This is a genomic window from Actinomyces weissii, from assembly GCF_016598775.1.
Lineage (GTDB): Bacteria > Actinomycetota > Actinomycetes > Actinomycetales > Actinomycetaceae > Actinomyces > Actinomyces weissii.
On record NZ_CP066802.1, the window covers coordinates 2,430,099 to 2,445,191 of the forward strand.

The 15,093-nt window shown below is 69.0% G+C and carries 12 protein-coding genes; 8 read left to right on the top strand and 4 right to left on the bottom strand.

Going from position 1 to position 15,093, the window contains the following annotated elements:
- Nucleotide 1: 1 nt before the first annotated feature.
- Nucleotides 2-3,250 (bottom strand): alpha-mannosidase, encoded by a 3,249-nt coding sequence (locus tag JG540_RS09705; protein WP_200275665.1) that lies wholly within the window; start codon nt 3,248-3,250, stop codon nt 2-4.
- 168 nt (nt 3,251-3,418) lie between these two features.
- Here JG540_RS09705 and JG540_RS09710 point away from each other — a divergent pair, with 168 nt between their 5' ends.
- A complete protein-coding gene (locus tag JG540_RS09710; RefSeq protein WP_200275667.1) occupies nt 3,419-4,444 on the top strand; it encodes a LacI family DNA-binding transcriptional regulator in 1,026 nt (341 codons plus the stop codon).
- 174 nt (nt 4,445-4,618) lie between these two features.
- Here the strand turns inward: JG540_RS09710 and JG540_RS09715 are convergent, their stop codons facing one another.
- Genes JG540_RS09715 through serS form a run of 3 tightly spaced genes read right to left on the bottom strand, consistent with a single transcriptional unit; the run spans nt 4,619 to nt 8,430 of the window.
- Nucleotides 4,619-6,100: an ABC transporter substrate-binding protein gene (locus JG540_RS09715; RefSeq protein ID WP_200275669.1), complete on the bottom strand. Its 1,482-nt coding sequence runs from the start codon at nt 6,098-6,100 to the stop codon at nt 4,619-4,621.
- Nucleotides 6,097-7,140, bottom strand: coding sequence for an HAD hydrolase family protein (locus JG540_RS09720; protein ID WP_200275671.1), 1,044 nt, complete (start codon nt 7,138-7,140; stop codon nt 6,097-6,099). The genes JG540_RS09715 and JG540_RS09720 overlap by 4 nt, the downstream gene beginning before the upstream one ends.
- 18 nt (nt 7,141-7,158) lie before the next feature.
- Nucleotides 7,159-8,430: a serine--tRNA ligase gene (gene serS / locus JG540_RS09725; protein WP_200275673.1), complete on the bottom strand. Its 1,272-nt coding sequence runs from the start codon at nt 8,428-8,430 to the stop codon at nt 7,159-7,161.
- A gap of 304 nt (nt 8,431-8,734) precedes the next feature.
- Here serS and JG540_RS09730 point away from each other — a divergent pair, with 304 nt between their 5' ends.
- From JG540_RS09730 to JG540_RS09760, 7 genes are all read left to right on the top strand, one after another.
- Entirely contained in the window at nt 8,735-9,667 is a 933-nt protein-coding gene (locus JG540_RS09730; RefSeq protein ID WP_200275675.1) for a LysR substrate-binding domain-containing protein, read from the top strand.
- Between the two features lie 238 nt (nt 9,668-9,905).
- The gene (locus JG540_RS09735; protein WP_200275677.1) at nt 9,906-10,091 is read left to right on the top strand and encodes a hypothetical protein; all 186 of its coding nucleotides are present in this window, start codon (nt 9,906-9,908) and stop codon (nt 10,089-10,091) included.
- A gap of 531 nt (nt 10,092-10,622) precedes the next feature.
- Nucleotides 10,623-11,342, top strand: a complete 720-nt coding sequence (locus JG540_RS09740; protein WP_200275678.1) for a hypothetical protein — start codon at nt 10,623-10,625, stop codon at nt 11,340-11,342.
- A gap of 279 nt (nt 11,343-11,621) precedes the next feature.
- Nucleotides 11,622-11,939 (top strand): DUF6507 family protein, encoded by a 318-nt coding sequence (locus tag JG540_RS09745; protein ID WP_234042803.1) that lies wholly within the window; start codon nt 11,622-11,624, stop codon nt 11,937-11,939.
- Nucleotides 11,940-11,988: 49 nt separating this feature from the next.
- Complete coding sequence (locus JG540_RS09750; RefSeq protein WP_200275682.1) at nt 11,989-14,163, top strand: GH-E family nuclease; 2,175 nt, start codon at nt 11,989-11,991, stop codon at nt 14,161-14,163.
- A 29-nt stretch (nt 14,164-14,192) separates the two neighbouring features.
- Nucleotides 14,193-14,723 carry an ankyrin repeat domain-containing protein gene (locus JG540_RS09755; RefSeq protein ID WP_200275684.1) on the top strand — a complete coding sequence of 177 codons (531 nt, stop codon included), beginning with the start codon at nt 14,193-14,195 and terminating at the stop codon, nt 14,721-14,723.
- On the top strand, nt 14,704-15,063 hold the full coding sequence (locus JG540_RS09760; protein WP_200275686.1) for an immunity protein Imm33 domain-containing protein: 360 nt from the start codon (nt 14,704-14,706) through the stop codon (nt 15,061-15,063). The genes JG540_RS09755 and JG540_RS09760 overlap by 20 nt, the downstream gene beginning before the upstream one ends.
- Nucleotides 15,064-15,093: the final 30 nt, after the last annotated feature.

Here is a 15,093-nt window from a genome sequence, read left to right on the forward strand (position 1 = left end):
CTCAGGCCTCCTGACCGGCGCGGCGGCGCAGACGGATCGTGGCCACCCCAAAGGGGTGCAGCTCAAAGGACCAGGTGCCCTCCGTGCCGGTGGGCTCCACCTGCACCCCCAGGGAGGCGCTGGGGCGCCCGTGCAGGTCCGCCCCCACCGCCTCCGCCAGCTCCGGGGCGCGCAGGGTCACGCGGCGGCGCGCGCCGTCGGGCTCGTAGACCCGCACCAGGACGGCGGCCTCCTGCCCCGGCTCTGGGTCCGCCAGGTGCAGGGACTCCAGCACCGCGCCCTCTACCTGCACCAGCGGGGCCAGCGCGGCCGCCAGGCGCGGCCCGGCCTGGGCGCCCGCAGGCAGGGCCAACTCCTGGGTGGGCAGGTCCATGCGGTAGGCGGCCTCCCGCACGGTGGCCACCGTCTCACCGCCGGTGACGGCGAAGCGCAGCTCGTGCTCACCCCGGTCAGCCTGAGGGTCCGGGAAGCGCGGCGCCCGCAGCAGGGTGGCCCGCACCAGGGTCCAGGTGCCGCCACCCGGGCGGGGGTGGCGGGTCAGGTCCCAGCCGTAGGTGCCGCTGTTGGCCACGCCGACGCCGTGGCCCGGCTCCCCCACGTGCAGCCACCTGTGGGCGCAGACCTCAAAGCGGTAGGCGTCCCAGGAGGTGTTCTCGTGGGTGGGGCGGCGCAGGTGGCCGTACTGGGAGCCGTAGGCGGCGTCGTTGGCGTGCACGTCCACCGGCAGGGCCAGCTTGAGCACCTTCTCGCTCTCCTGCCAGGAGACCTGCACCCGCAGGTCCAGCTGCTCGGCCCCGGGCGCCAGGCCCCAGGTCAGCCGGGCCCGGGAGCGGCCGAAGGCCACCTCCACCTCGGCGCGTGCCCCCGCGGCGTCCACCTGCACCTCCGTGATCCGGCCCTCCAGGTCCCGCAGGGAGGAGCGGTAGAAGGGGTCCAGGTCCCAGGCGTCCCACTCGTTGGGGAAGTCGTTGGCCAGCTGCAGCACCCCGAACCGGGCCCCCGGCGGCACCACCTCCCGGCCTGCGACCACCAGGGAGGTGACGGCGCCGGTGGCGTCCAGGCGGGCCGAGACCAGGCCGTTGCCCAGCTGCGCGCCCGCGCCCTCACGGCTGCCGTGGCAGGGCTGCGGCCCGCCCTGGCCGCCCGCGGGCAGCAGGGCGCCACCCAGGGGCGGCACCTCCACCCCGGCCACGCGACGGCTGACGGGCGCGGTGTTGAAGACCAGGCGGGGCGCCTCCCCGGTGGGCTGCGGGGCGGGTGCGGCGGCGGGCGGGGCGGCGGAGAGAGAGACCGCCCCGCCCGGCGTCGTACCCAGGCCCGCGCGCTCACGCGGGCAGCTGGCGGGCACGCCGGAGGCCAGGGCCTGCTGGGCGGCGGCGGTCAGGGCCTGGCAGGACTCGATGACCCGCCCCAGCTCCGCCTCCGCGTCCTCGTAGGCCCAGGCGATCGACGAGCCGGGCAGGATGTCGTGGAACTGGCACAGCAAGGTGGTGCGCCACAGCTCGTGCAGGTGGGCCGCCGGGTAGGCGTCGTCGGCCAGCAGGCCCCGCACCCAGGCGGTGGTGCACCAGGTCTCCGCCTCCCGCAGGGCCGCCTCAGCACGCCGGTTGGCCCGCTTGGTGGCCGCCTGGGTGGTGAGGGTGCCCCGGTGCTTCTCCAGGTACAGCTCCCCCACCCACACCGGGGCGTCGGGGTACTCCTGGCGGGCCTGGGTGAAGAACTCCTGCGGCGTGGTGTGCCGGGTGCGTGGCATCCCGGCCAGGTCCGCCACCCGCTCCACCCGCTCCACCATCTCGCGGGTGGGGCCGCCGCCGCCGTCGCCGTAGCCGTACAGGAACAGCTCGGTGGAGGCCCGGCCCTTGTCCTTGAAGTTGAGCTCAGCGTGCCGCAGCTGCTCGGCGCTGACCTCCGCGCCGTAGGTGTCGGCGGGCGGGAAGTGGGTGAAGATCCGGGTGCCGTCAATGCCCTCCCACCACAGGGTGTGGTGGGGGAACACGTCCACCTGGTTCCAGGAGATCTTCTGGGTCAGGAAGTTGTCGTAGCCTGCCAGGTGGGCGATCTGCGGCAGGGAGCCGGTGTAGCCGAAGGAGTCCGGCAGCCAGATCTCGTGGCACTCCACCCCCAGCTCCTCGCGGAAGAAGGCGGTGCCCTCAGTGAGCTGGCGGGCCAGCGACTCCCCGGAGGGCAGCACGGCGTCGGGCTCCACCCAGGAGCCGCCCACCGGCACGATCCTCCCGGCAGCCACCTGCTCCTTGACGCGGGCAAAGACCTCCGGGGCGTCCTCCTGGAGCCAGGCCAGGTGCTGGGCTGCAGGCAGGGCGAAGACCATGGGGGCGCCGTCCTCCAGCAGCCGCAGCACGTTGGCCATGGTGCGCACCACCTTGCGGCGGGTCTCGCGCACCGGCCACAGCCAGGCGGAGTCGATGTGGGCGTGGCCCACGGCCCCCAGCCGGATCGAGTCCGGGGCGGCGGGCACGGCCAGCAGCGGGGCCAGCAGGGAGCGCACCCGCTCCGCCGAGCCGGGCACGTCCGCCAGGTCCAGCTGGTCCAGGGCCTGGCTGGTGCCCAGCAGCACCTTCCAGCCGCGCGGGGAGTCCTCGGGCAGGGTGCGGGCCAGGCCCAGCAGGACGTCGACGTCGGCGGCCAGGGCCCGCACCTGGTCGTGGACCTCCACCAGCTCAGCGGTGGTGAAGGTGTAGACCGGCTCGTGGCCCTGGGTGGCGCGGGCGCCGTCGGCGGTGGGCAGGAAGGGGTGGACGTCCAATAGCAGGGGGTTGGAGGCGGCCTCCAGGTAGAGCTCCAGGGTGCCGTCGGCGTCCAGCAGCTCGTTGGTGACCGGGACCCAGCGGTTGCGGGGGTTGACGGCCTTGAGCGCCTGCCCGGCGGGGGTGAGCACCAGGCCCTCGCACTGGAAGCCGGGCGAGTGGTCGGCCCAGCCCAGGTCCAGGTCCAGCTCCAGGTGGCGGCCGCGCAGCGCCTCGGGCACGGTCACGCTCAGGCGGAACCAGGTGGTGCCCCAGGGCGGCCCCCAGCGCAGGGGCAGGGAACAGGGGGCGTACTCGGCCTGCCGGGCCTGCGTGAAGGGCACCGGCTCGCCCGCCCCCGGCACCCCGGCCACCGGCCCGACGGCGTCGGTGACCTCCCAGAGCGCGGTCTCCACCGGGATGACCGCGCTGGTGGCGGCGGGGCGCAGGCGCTCCACCAGGATCCGGTCGATGTGCTTGAGAAGCATGGGGCGGTTGTCGTGCATGGCGTGGCTCCTGGGTCAGCAGACCGGCTTCTGAAGGGGTGTGGGCCAGGGGTTGGCACCGCGGTGGCGCGACCTTGCGCCGTACCCGGAGACTAAACCGCATTAGAATGGTGGTCAAGCCGATCTGAGGGATCGGCGTAATCGCTTCAGTGATGACATACTGTGCCCATGGAACGCCCCACCATCCGGGACATCGCCAACGTTGCCGGTGTCTCCCCCTCGGCCGTCTCCTTCGCGCTCAACGACCGCCCCGGAGTCTCCGACAGCACCCGCCAACGCATCCTCGCCGTCGCCAACGAGATGGGCTGGACCCCCAATGCCGCGGCCCGCGCCCTGTCCGTGTCCCGGGCCGGCACGGTCGGGCTGGTGCTGGCCCGCCCCAGCCAGTCCGTGGCCGCGGAGCGCTTCTTCTTCGAGCTCATCATCGGCATGCAGGCCACCCTGGCCACCGCCGACCTCGCCCTGCTCTTCCAGATCGTCGACGACGTCGACCAGGAGGTCGCCGCCTACCGCAGCCTGTGGCGCCAGCACCGCGTAGACGGCGCGGTCGTCGTCGACCCCCGACAGCACGACCCCCGCCTGCCCGTGCTGGCCCAGATCGGCATGCCCTACGTGCTCGTGGGCGAGGAGGACCCCAACGGCATGCCCTCGGTCACCGGCGACGAGGAGGGCATGATGGCGCTGGTCGTCAACCACCTGGCGTCCCGCGGCGCCCGCCGCCTGGCCTACGTCTCCGCCCGTACCTCGCTGCTGCACACAGAGCGGCGCAGCCAGGCGCTGACCCGTATGGGGCGCGAGCACGACCTGGAGGTCATGCTCTCCAGCGCCGTGGACTACACCGAGCGCTCCGGGGCCCAGGCCACCGCCGAGCTGCTGTCGGGCAACCGCCAGCCGGACTCGATCATCTACGACAACGAGGTCCTGGCCCTGGGCGGGGTGACCGTGGCCCGCGAGCTGGGCGCACGGCTGGGAGAGGACCTGGCGGTCGTCTCTATGGAGGACTCCCCCCTGTGCCGCCTGCTGACCCCGGCGGTCAGCGCCGTCCACCGGGAGCCTGCGGTCCTGGGCAGCCTGGCCGCCCAGCTGCTGGTGGAACGCCTGGACGGACGGCCCGCCCGCAGTGTGCAGGCCCCCACCCCGGAGCTGGTGGCCCGAGCCTCCTCCACCCTGTCCCGCCTGCCGGTACGGGCCTGAGCGCCCCGGCGGGATGCAGCCGCCACCTGCACGCACGGTCCCGCCGCCTGGCTGGGGCACCCCGTCAGCAGGGATCCCAGCAGGGCTCAGGTCCACCGTCCGGCTAGACCGTGCGCGCAGCCTTACGGGCGCGGCCCCGCCGTCAGCAGGGAGCAGCCCCGCCGTCTGGCCCGTTCAGCCCCGGGGCCAGCTGCGCTCCGCCTCCTGCAGCGCCTCCTCCGCGCCCTGGCTGCCCTCGCCCCAGCTGACCAGGGCGGACCACAGCGCCGCCGTGCCCACGCTGGAGGGCATGGCGTCGGAGGCGTCAAAGCGGATCGCCACCTGCCGCGACTGGAGCTTCCTGATCGCCCGCTGCCCCACCGCGGAGCCCACGGAGTCCGCGGAGACCGCCCGGTTGCCGGTGGTCACCCCACCCAGGGCCACCCGACGGCGCACCCAGTCCGCACTGGTCAGGTAGCTCATCACCGCCGTTACGGCCTCCGGGTGGCTGGTGCCGGAGGGCGCCGACAGCGCCCCGGAGACGTCCTCCGTGTCGAAGGGGCTGGCCACCCGCACCAGGTAGTCGCCCCCCACCAGCACCGGGTCGTCCGGGGCCGTGACCGGGAAGGGGAAGGCGTCCAAGGTGCTCCGCTCCGGGGACCGCCCCGCGCTGGAGTCAGCCGCGGACAGCACCGAGCTGCCCTCCGGCAGGAGCGTCTCATAGGCGCTGGAGGCGTGCAGCATCAGGCAGCGCCCCTGGACCAGGCTCTCCCCCGCGGCCTCCACCGTGGTCTGGCGGGCCCCTGCACGCCCCCCGGGCACGTGGCCCTCAGCCAGCACCAGGGACTCGACCTCCGTGAGCGCCCGGACCGCGCTGGGGTCGTCCAGGGGCACCTCGTGGCGGGCCCAGCGGTCGTAGGCGGCAGAGCCCTGGGTGGTCAGCAGCACCTCCTCCAGCCAGTCGCTCAACGGCCAGCCGCTGGCACCGCCGTCCTCCACCCCCAGGCACCAGGGGGTGACCGCGCCGTCGGGGTGGTCCAACTTGATCTGCTCGGTCAGGGTCTGCAGCTCCTCCCAGGAGGTCGGCACCTGGTAGCCCGCCTTCGCGAAGGCCTGCGGCGAGTACCAGACGAAGGACTTGACCGAGGCCAGCAGCGGGGCCGCGTACGGCTCACCCTCGAGCTCAGCCACCTCCGCCCAGGTGTGGTCCCAGCCCAGCTCCACGTTGCCGCGCACGGTACGGGGCAACGGCACGGTCACGCCCAGCTTGGCCAGGTCCCGGGCCAGCCCCGGCTGGGGGACCACCGCCAGGTCGGTGCGCCAGCCCGGCTCAGCCTGCCCCGGCGCGATAGCCCGCAGGCGGCCCTCCAGCATGTCGGTGGCCTCCTGCACGACGTCGATACCGCTGCAGGACTCAAAGACCTCCAGGGACTGCTCAAAGCGCTCGGCCTCCTCCCTGGAGAAGGCGGTGGCCACCTTGACGCTGGTGCCGGCCGGGAAGGCATCGGTCAGGTGGGTGGCCGCACGGACGACGGCGCAGGCCTGGGGCCCCAGGGGCAGGGGCTCAGCCGCTGAGCCGTAGTTGCTCAGGGAGCAGCCGCTCAGGGAACCCACGAGCAGGGTGGCGAGCAGGGCCCTGGAGGATCGGTGGTACCTCCGGGGGTTCAGGGTGGTCAATGCAGGGTCCTTTCACGGGTGCGCTCCACGACGGCGTCGAGCAGGGCCGCGCAGCCGTCGCGCCAGACGGCCTCGGCCACGAGGTCGCCTTCCTCCTTCAGCCACTGGGGGGCCGAGCCCATGACGGCCCCGACACCCGCCCAACGGATCATCTCCAGGTCGTTGGCACCGTCCCCTGCCGCCAGGCAGTGGGCGGAGTCGGTACCCAGGCGGCGGGCCAGCTTGTCCAGGGCGGAGGCCTTGGTGACCCCCTCCGGGGCGACGTCCAGCCAGGCGGTCCAGCCGATGGAGTACTCCACGGAGTGCAGGCCGGAGCCTGCCACCAGCTGCCTGAACTCCTCCACCGGCATGCCCGGCGCACGCAGCACCACCCGGATGGCGTGCTGGGTGCGCAGCTCCTCCAGGCTCATAACCGTCTGCGGCTCGATCAGCTCCCCGTCCGGGAAGGGCCGGGACACGCGCAGACCCCGCCCCAGGCCCTCGACCGCGATAATGCCCTCAGGCAGGGCGTCGTGGAGGATGTCGATGGCGTGGGCGGGGTCAAAGCTGACGGCGTCCACCACCTCATAGCCCCCCGCGGCCTCCGACTCCATGCGCAGGGTCACGGCCCCGTTGGCGCAGACCATCCAGCCGTCGGTCAGGCCCAGGTGCCTGGCCACGGGCAGGGCCGCAGCGATCCCCCGGCCGGTGGAGATGACCACCTGCGCCCCGTGGTGGCGCATGCGGGCTATGGAGGCCATCATGCGTTCGGATACCTGGCCGTAGTCCAGGATGGTGCCGTCCACGTCCAGGGCCACCAGCAGGCGGTCGTTGGCCACGATGCTGCCGACCACCTGCCCGGCGTCGTCGGTGAGCGGGTCCAGGCGGTCCAGGTCCGCCATGCGGTCCCGCACCTGGGCGTGGTACTCGTCGTGGCTCAGGGGGCGGTGCTGGCCACCCAGGGGGGCGGAGGGGTCGGAGGCCCCCATCACGGTGGCGAGCTCGGCGACGGCGGCGGGGCCAGCCAGCGTCTCACGATCAGGGTTCGGAGCCTTGGTCATGCGTGGTCCCAGGGGCGCTCAGACGGTGGGCTCGATCAGTTCAAGCCCGCCCAGGTAGGGACGCAGCCCCTCAGGGACGACGACGGCGCCGTCGGCCCGCTGCTGGTTCTCCAGTATCGCGACGATCCAGCGGGTGGTGGCCAGGGTGCCGTTGAGGGTGGCCACGGGGGCGGTCCTGCCGTCGCGCTTCTCGCGGATGGACAGGCGGCGGGCCTGGTAGGTGGTGCAGTTGGAGGTGGAGGTGACCTCCATCCAGCGCTGCTGGGTGGGCAGCCAGGCCTCGCAGTCGAACTTGCGGGCGGCGGAGGAGCCCAGGTCCCCGGCGGCGGTGTCGATCACGCGGTAGGGCAGGCCCACCAGGGCGAGCATCTCCTCCTCCAGGGCCAGGAGCCGCTGGTGCTCGGCCTCGGCCTCCTCGGGGCGGCAGTAGGAGAACATCTCGACCTTGTTGAACTGGTGGACCCGGATGATGCCGCGTGTGTCCTTGCCCGCGGCCCCGGCCTCACGCCGGTAGCAGGTGGACCAGCCCAGGTAGCGGCGGGGCCCTGCGGACAGGTCCAGGATCTCGTCGGTGTGGTATCCGGCCAGGGCCACCTCGGAGGTGCCGGTGAGGTAGAGGTCGTCGGCGGGCAGATAGTAGATCTCGTCGGCGTGCAGTCCCAGGAAGCCGGTGCCGCCCATGACCTGGGGGGTGACCAGGGTGGGGGTGGTCATGGGGATGAAGCCGTGCTGGGCGGCCTTGTCCAGGGCGGCGTTCATCAGGGCGAGCTCCAGGCGCATGCCCCAGCCCTTGAGGTAGTAGAAGCGGGCGCCGGAGACCTTGGCGCCGCGTTTGGTGTCGATGATGTCCAGGCCTTCACCCAGGGCCAGGTGGTCGGCGGGCTCGAAGCCCTCGGCGGCGAAGTCTCGGGGCTGGGGGCCCTCGTGGCGCAGGACCACGAAGTCCTCCTCACCGCCGAAGGGGGCACCCTCGATCAGGTTCTGGAACTGGCGGGCCAGCTCGTCCAGCTCGGTGGCGGCCTGGTTAGCGGCGGCCTCTGCGGCCTTGACCTGCTCGGCCAGCTCCTTGGCCTGGGCGAGCACGGCGGGGCGGTCCTGGGGGGCGGCCTGGCCGATGGACCGGGAGACGGTCTTCTGCTGGGCGCGCAGGGACTCAAAGTCCTGCAGGACGGTGCGGCGGGACTCGTCGGCGGCGATGATCCGGTCCACCAGGCCGACGTCGGCACCCCGGGCACGCTGGCTCTCACGGAAGGGCTCGGGGTTCTCGCGCAGTGCTCGCAGGTCGATCATGGCTGGGATTCTAGTGGGCGGGGCGCGGGAGCCGAGAGGTGACCTTGAACTGGTTCCCCAGCAGCGCCGCGCATGATCTTGGTCACAGTTAGGTTCAATGTGGCATAGCGTTGCGATACCGCCCCACCGCCCCCGCTACCACCCCGGTTTCCAGGGAGACAGTTTATTGATAACGGCTTATCATTACGCATATCCCATTGCGTCACGGGCCGGTAACGACTGGACGCAACAGGAGCCCTCAGCCCGAGTCACCCCGACCCGGACTGGTGCACCAGTCCCCTGCCCCCACCACCAGGACCGCGCCATGCCGACCTCCACCCTTCCCTCTTTCTCGCAGCTCCGCGCCTTTGTGGCCCTGTGCGACCACCAGCACTTCGGCGAGGCGGCTACCGCCCTGGGCGTCAGCCAGCCCAGCCTCTCCCAGGCCATAACGGCACTGGAGCGGCGAGTCAACGGCGAGCTGGTGGAGCGCACCACCCGGCGAGTGCTAGTAACTCCTTTGGGAGAGACCCTTTTGCCTTTCGCGCGTGAGGCCGTCCTGGCGGCGGACGCCTTCAGCGAGGCGGTCGAGAACCAGGGGGCGGCCCTGTCCGGCGCCATGCGCCTGGGCATCATCCCCACTATCGCCCCCTACCTGGCCCCGGTGCTGCTGGACGGCCTGCCCGCGACCCTGCCCAGCCTCAAGCCCGAGCTGCGCGAGCTGGTCACCGGGGACGTGATCGACATGCTCACCCAGGGGCAGCTGGACGCCGCGATCGTCTCCGTGGACGGTGAGCAGCCGCGCACCACCGCGATCCCGATGTTTGACGAGCCCCTGGTGCTGGTCGTCCCGGACACGCACCCGTGGGCTGAGCGTGAGGACGTGGCACCGGACGAGCTGGACGGGCAGAAGCTGCTGCTGCTGGACGAGGGCAACTGCCTGCGCGACCAGGCCCTGCAGCTGTGCCACCGCTACTCTGAGCGTCCCCCGGCCGCTGTGGCGACGACCTTGGCAACGGTGGTGCGGATGGTCGCCCACGGCGTCGGCATGACGGTGGTACCGGAGGGGGCCCTGTCGCTTATGGGCACAGAGTCGGGTTACGCGGTGATCCGTTTCAAGGAGCCGGCACCGGTGCGCCGCCTGGGCCTGGTGTACCGCTCCTCCTCCTCCCGGACGGCGGACTTCGCCCAGCTGGCGGAGGTCATTACGCACCTGGCGCAGGACGCCGGGCTGCCGGTGCTGCCCGTCCAGTCCTGAGGGCTCTACGGCCTACCCTAGGAGGCACCAGCGAGCCGTTAGAGGGGAGCCGCAAGGTGCGTGAGCAGTGGGGCCGTGGGCAGGGTCGTAGGTTTGCGACCTGGACTGTTGACGCGGTGGATGGGGCTGTTGGTTGGTTCTCTCCGTCTCATTCTCCTGAGAAGACGCTCGAGGAGTTCTCTCGGGGCCAGACCTCGCCGTCCGCCATGACTGAGGGGGTCCTTTTTGCTATGGGGCTGTGGGTGCTGCCGGAGGGGTGTCCTTCCCTGATGACGCAGGTAGGCGTGATCCGGCCCGTAACACCTACATGCGGTGCGTGGGCACCCACCAGGCCATGATCATCGAGGCCCGTGTCGAGCACCCCGACGGCGACCACGAGCACTACGCGATCGCCCGAGAGCCCGTCAAAGGTGGCCTTATTTAAGGGTGGTGGGGCCGGGCTGGCACCCAGGCAGCCCCTTACGCCGGGCTCGCACACATGCACGTGGGTTACAAGGACCGCACGCCACCACCTGTCCTCCTGCGCCGGGCTCGCGCCCGTCACCCGTAGGTTCGGGTCCTCAATCCGAGATGAGCACACTTCCCTCGCCTCCACTTGTGCATTTCGGCGCGAGTGGTGCGGTTTTCCGGCACAAGTCGCGCCGAAATGCACAAGTCGGGGGGTGGGGTGGCGCGTCAGGCTCTTCTTGAAGCTGGCAAAGCCCACCATCGGGCACTCGGCGGTGAGCACACGGTCGATCGTGAACTCCGCTCGCACCACCAATAGTTCCCAACGCATCCGCGCCGTCCCCAGCACCTCTGCTAGGTCCCACCACGCCCGCCCCGCGCCCAGCACTTCCGCCAGCTCACGGCCGACCTACAATGCCGTCGACGGGACGCCCAGCCCGACCTGGACCTGACCACCCCCAACATCCGGGGCTACACCCCCCTGGACCTTAAGTACATTCCCCAGGACGTGCCCCAAAAAGTCCTGGTCATCAACCAGCGTCCTTTCCATCCCCGCCCGGCCTTGTCCTGGGAGCCTGAGCCGCCGCTGTCCCGGGCCGCGCTGCGGCAGGCGCCGAGACGGCGTTTCATGGTCTGGAGCGTGGACGCTGAGCACGGCATGAGCAACGTGCTGGCCCAGGCGCTGCCCGCCCAGCACACCGCCCAGTGCTTGTCCCAGCTGCTCTCCGACCCCGAGGCCATGACCGGCCAGCAGTGCTTCTCCCTGGGCGTGTGGGCACTGCCCGAAGGGGTGAGCGTGATCAGCAAGGTACGTAAGTCTGACCCCGCCCACGGCAACTACATGCAGTGCGCAGGCTCCTGGCAGGCCATGACCGTAGAGCTCCGTATCGAGCACTCTGACGGCAACTACGAGCACTACGCCGTGGCCCGCGAGCCCGTCAAGGACCCCCAGGAATGGACCACCATCACCTATGTCAATGACATCTCTTTCAGCGGAGCCACCCAGACCCACGAGCTGCGCCTGCACCCCCAAGAAGTCTTCTCCGGCCAGCAAGCCGCAGAGGTCTTCACCCACTACGTCCTCCACGCCACCCTGCCCCCCAAGCACCTCCTATGCCCCTCAACATCTAGACAGACAGGCAAGCGTGCCCGAGTAGGAGCGAAGAGGACTGCGCCTGTCTCGTGGGAGTGTCAAGAACTGCTGTTACTCCTGTGTAGATGGTGTTGAGGTTGCTGGTCTTGTGGTTATGATCCTGCATGCAGGACGCACAGGACACATATTGCCTAATGACGCCTTTGCGTGGCAGCCGCTAGATATATGGTTTGCAGTTAGGGGTTGGGAGATGGTCACGAAGTGTGAGGCCGGTTCTGACCTGATGGAGCTTTCCCGACAGGGGGGCGGGGTGAGCCGGTGCTGGTTCGCTGCGTCAGGCGCGTGGAGCAGGCTTTCCTTTATAGGGGGCGTGGCAGTCCGTCAGGCCTGCGTTCAGGATGGCAGGCTGGTCCGGTGAGCGCCTGGGACATTACGCCCGCCTCTGTCAGTAGCGCGCTGACCGGCGTCAAGACGGAGGTTGACGACAACCTGAGCCCTGCCATGAACGCTGCTGTCACGGCTATGAGCAATGTCGTTAACGCTACCAGCGCGGAGGACCACGCCCCGCTCGTGGCTTCTGCGGTCTCCGAGTGGTACGACACCCACGAGAGCGACTTCATCGGGATCGGAGACAGGATCAGCAACGCTGTGTCCAACACCCAGAACGCGGTAGACGCCTACCTTAAGCACGATGAGTCAGCCGCCTTGGAGTACCAGCGCAAGGTCAAGTAGCCCTGCGAGCCTCTTAGCGTGCTGAACTGTTTGTTCCCTGGAGTTCCCTGTGAGTATTAACACCAGCAAGCTTCCTGCCCTTAACCTTGACGTGGAGACGATCCGGACCAATGCCTCGGACCTGAAGACCAAGGCCGGGAGCATACGCACTTCCGGGGCCTCGGTGAAGACCACCTGGGGCGGTATGACCTCCTGCTACAAGGCGCCCGAGCAGGAGACCTTGTACGGGGCCATGAACAAGGTGGAGACTGACAGCGACAGCCTGGCGGACAAGCTGGAGACCATCGCGGGCGCGCTTTCCACCTTCGCTGACACCGCGGATGGCATCAAGACCAGCTCGCAGGACCTCAAGACACGTGCGGACGCGTTCTTGGCGTCTGTGGCATCTGACCCTGACTGGCAGTACGACCAAAGCAAGATCGATAAGCACGACGGGTTCCTCAAAGAGGCCAACGCCTTGCAGGTGAGTATGTGGGAGGCTGAGCGCACCTGCGCCAACAAGATACGTGCCCTCGACCTACTTGCTCCCTACCACGCAGACAAGCAGAGCGCTAAGGACAATCTGGCTTACGGGGCCTCGACCATACCAGACCGGTCCACGGACATGGCTTGGGGAAACCCGGTAGAGCGCCAGGACCGTTGCTACAAGAAGCCTTTCGTGTCCGTGTGGCGAGCTGCTTGGGATGACGCGATCATGGGTACCGTCAACGGCGTCACAGGATTGGTTGGCTTGCAGATAGGTAATGTGCGCTTCACCCACCCGCAGGACCCGAACAGGCTCGCCCAGTTCCCTGTGGCTGCTGACATAGACCGTGGCTGGGACGTGGCATTCCAGTCCTGGCAGCCGATCCTTGGGCTGGTGGGCGTGAAGTGGGACGAGTACGGCAACCTCTTGCCGCGGAAGGACGAGTACAAGGTCGAGGCCTACGCCAACATCGGTAAAGGCTTGGCCCACGCCGACCAGTGGGGCACCGACCCGCTACGCGCAGGAATCGGTACGGCTGTTGACCTAGGCACTCTACTTATCCCTGGCGCAGGCTGGGCAGTAGGGGCCGTCAAGGTAGGTAAGGGGCTGCGAGCGGCCTCGAAGGCAGGTAAGGGACTGCGAGCAGCCACGAAGGTCTCCGGCGCCGCCAAGGCCGCCGGAAAGTCAGCGACAAAGGCCCCGAGCAAGCTAACCGGCCCTCACCTGCACGGCTCCAAGGCCCGGATTACCCCTAAGATCGACCTGGCCGAGCAGGCTGGCAAGTTGGCGGACACCACCAAGGTTGAAGCACTCCACCTGCCCGAGGGCCACGCGCACACCAGCCCCTCTGACCTGCCCCGCTCCAACACTCCTGGCAACCAGGCCGCTGACACAGCAGGGCCCGGCAACACCCACCACCTAGAGGACCCCAACCCTCAACCCAGCAGCCCCCACAGCCAGGCGCAGGCCCCACAGCCCGACGCCAAGACCTCCACCACCGAGACGGGCGGCAAGACCTCCCCCGAGGCCAGCACCCCGGCTCGCGACACCACCACTCAAACAGGTGGTCACCAACCCCACGACCCCCACACCAGCAGCACCAAGCACGAGACCAACACCCTAGACAGCACAGCCCCCAAGACCGACAAGACTGCAGACCAGCCCAACCAGGAACACACCCACACCAAACCTGACAACAAACACACCAGCCAGCACGACCACCCCGATCAGGACACTCCCAGACACAACAACACCAAGCACCCGGACCACACCCCCGACCACGACACCCCGGACACCGAGGGGAACGCGGACAGTACCCCTGACGCATTCAACAACTCGCCCGTCACAAAGAACGGCCCAGAGAACAACTGGGGCACCTACGTGGACGAGAATGGGGTCGCCCACATCAGCCCAGACGATCCCCGCCCATACCTCAATCCCAACCACCGTCCTAGCTTCCAGAAGGGCGTCGTAGAAAAGGTCTGGGAGAATGCACTAGAGGCAGCGCGCGAGGAAGGCTACGACTACGTAAGAGACCCTCTCACGAAGAAGAGGATAGACTGGAACCCTGGCGAGCCCAGGAAAGGGGTCTGGGACATGGGTCACATACCTAGACAACAGTACCGCGACATTTGGAGGAAGTACATAAACGGAGAGATGACCCCCCAAGAGTTCCGCGACTGGTATAATACTCCAGAACACTATAGGCCAGAGCTCCCGTCTTCAAACCGCAGCCACAAGGCTGAATCTATTCCCTGACCCACCCACAAGGATAATTAGGAACCTACATGGACGTTTTCTTGACCGCCCAAATGAAGCACAACCCGGAGGAGTTCTTCGCTAAGTTCCAGCCCGGGGACGAGCAAAAGCTGTCCGACGGCATATCCTTGCTTTTGTACGCGCTGGGCAACACCGACACCCATACCCGCTACACAATTGCCGAGTTCCTCATCGGCCGAGACTGCCTGGTAGGACCACCCGGGTCCGCAGGCCACACCGGCCTGCACGTGCTATTCGGACACCACCACCGCGACCTCGACAAGGACCTGCAGATCGCCCGCTGGCTGATCGACCACGGTACAAACGTCAATGCCCTGGACAATCGCCACGTCCACGCGATCTGCGAGCTGCTCAACGGACCCGGGACCGACGAAGAACTCAAAGACCTCTACGACCTGTTCTTCTCCCAGCCCGACCTGGACCTGACCACCCCCAACATCCGCGGCTACACCCCCCTGGACCTGGCCCGACTAAGCAAGAACCGTACCGCCCTGACAGCACGAATGGAGAAGTACCTAGATGAGCACCCCAGCAAGTGAACACCCCGACGTCCCAGAGTTCATCAAGGCATCCGGAGCCTGCCTGATCTCCCGCAACATCCTGGAGCGCAAAGGCCTAGTCAAGTGGGCCACGCGCGAGGAGAGCGCCAACCGAGTGGACAACGGCTGGCGGATCCTCGGGCACACCGACACCAACGAGTTCCTGGCCGACCCAAGCAGCATGGTGGTGGTGGACTACAACACCGCCTGCGCCATAGAGCCCGCCCTGATCGGCATCTACCCCCTGCCCGTCGGCAGCGACCTGCAGCTCGTAGTCGACGAGAACCGCAAACGCACCTGGTACGACAACACCACCGGCCAACCGCTAACCGACCTGTAGGCCGCGCCCGGGCTACCAGCCAGATCACCT

Coding starts and splice junctions, on each gene's coding strand:
- JG540_RS09755 (WP_200275684.1), top strand. CDS start 14,193: ATGGACGTTTTCTTGACCGCCCAAATGAAGCACAACCCGGAGGAGTTC.
- serS (WP_200275673.1), bottom strand. CDS start 8,430: ATGATCGACCTGCGAGCACTGCGCGAGAACCCCGAGCCCTTCCGTGAG.
- JG540_RS09720 (WP_200275671.1), bottom strand. CDS start 7,140: ATGACCAAGGCTCCGAACCCTGATCGTGAGACGCTGGCTGGCCCCGCC.
- JG540_RS09710 (WP_200275667.1), top strand. CDS start 3,419: ATGGAACGCCCCACCATCCGGGACATCGCCAACGTTGCCGGTGTCTCC.
- JG540_RS09730 (WP_200275675.1), top strand. CDS start 8,735: ATGCCGACCTCCACCCTTCCCTCTTTCTCGCAGCTCCGCGCCTTTGTG.
- JG540_RS09760 (WP_200275686.1), top strand. CDS start 14,704: ATGAGCACCCCAGCAAGTGAACACCCCGACGTCCCAGAGTTCATCAAG.
- JG540_RS09705 (WP_200275665.1), bottom strand. CDS start 3,250: ATGCACGACAACCGCCCCATGCTTCTCAAGCACATCGACCGGATCCTG.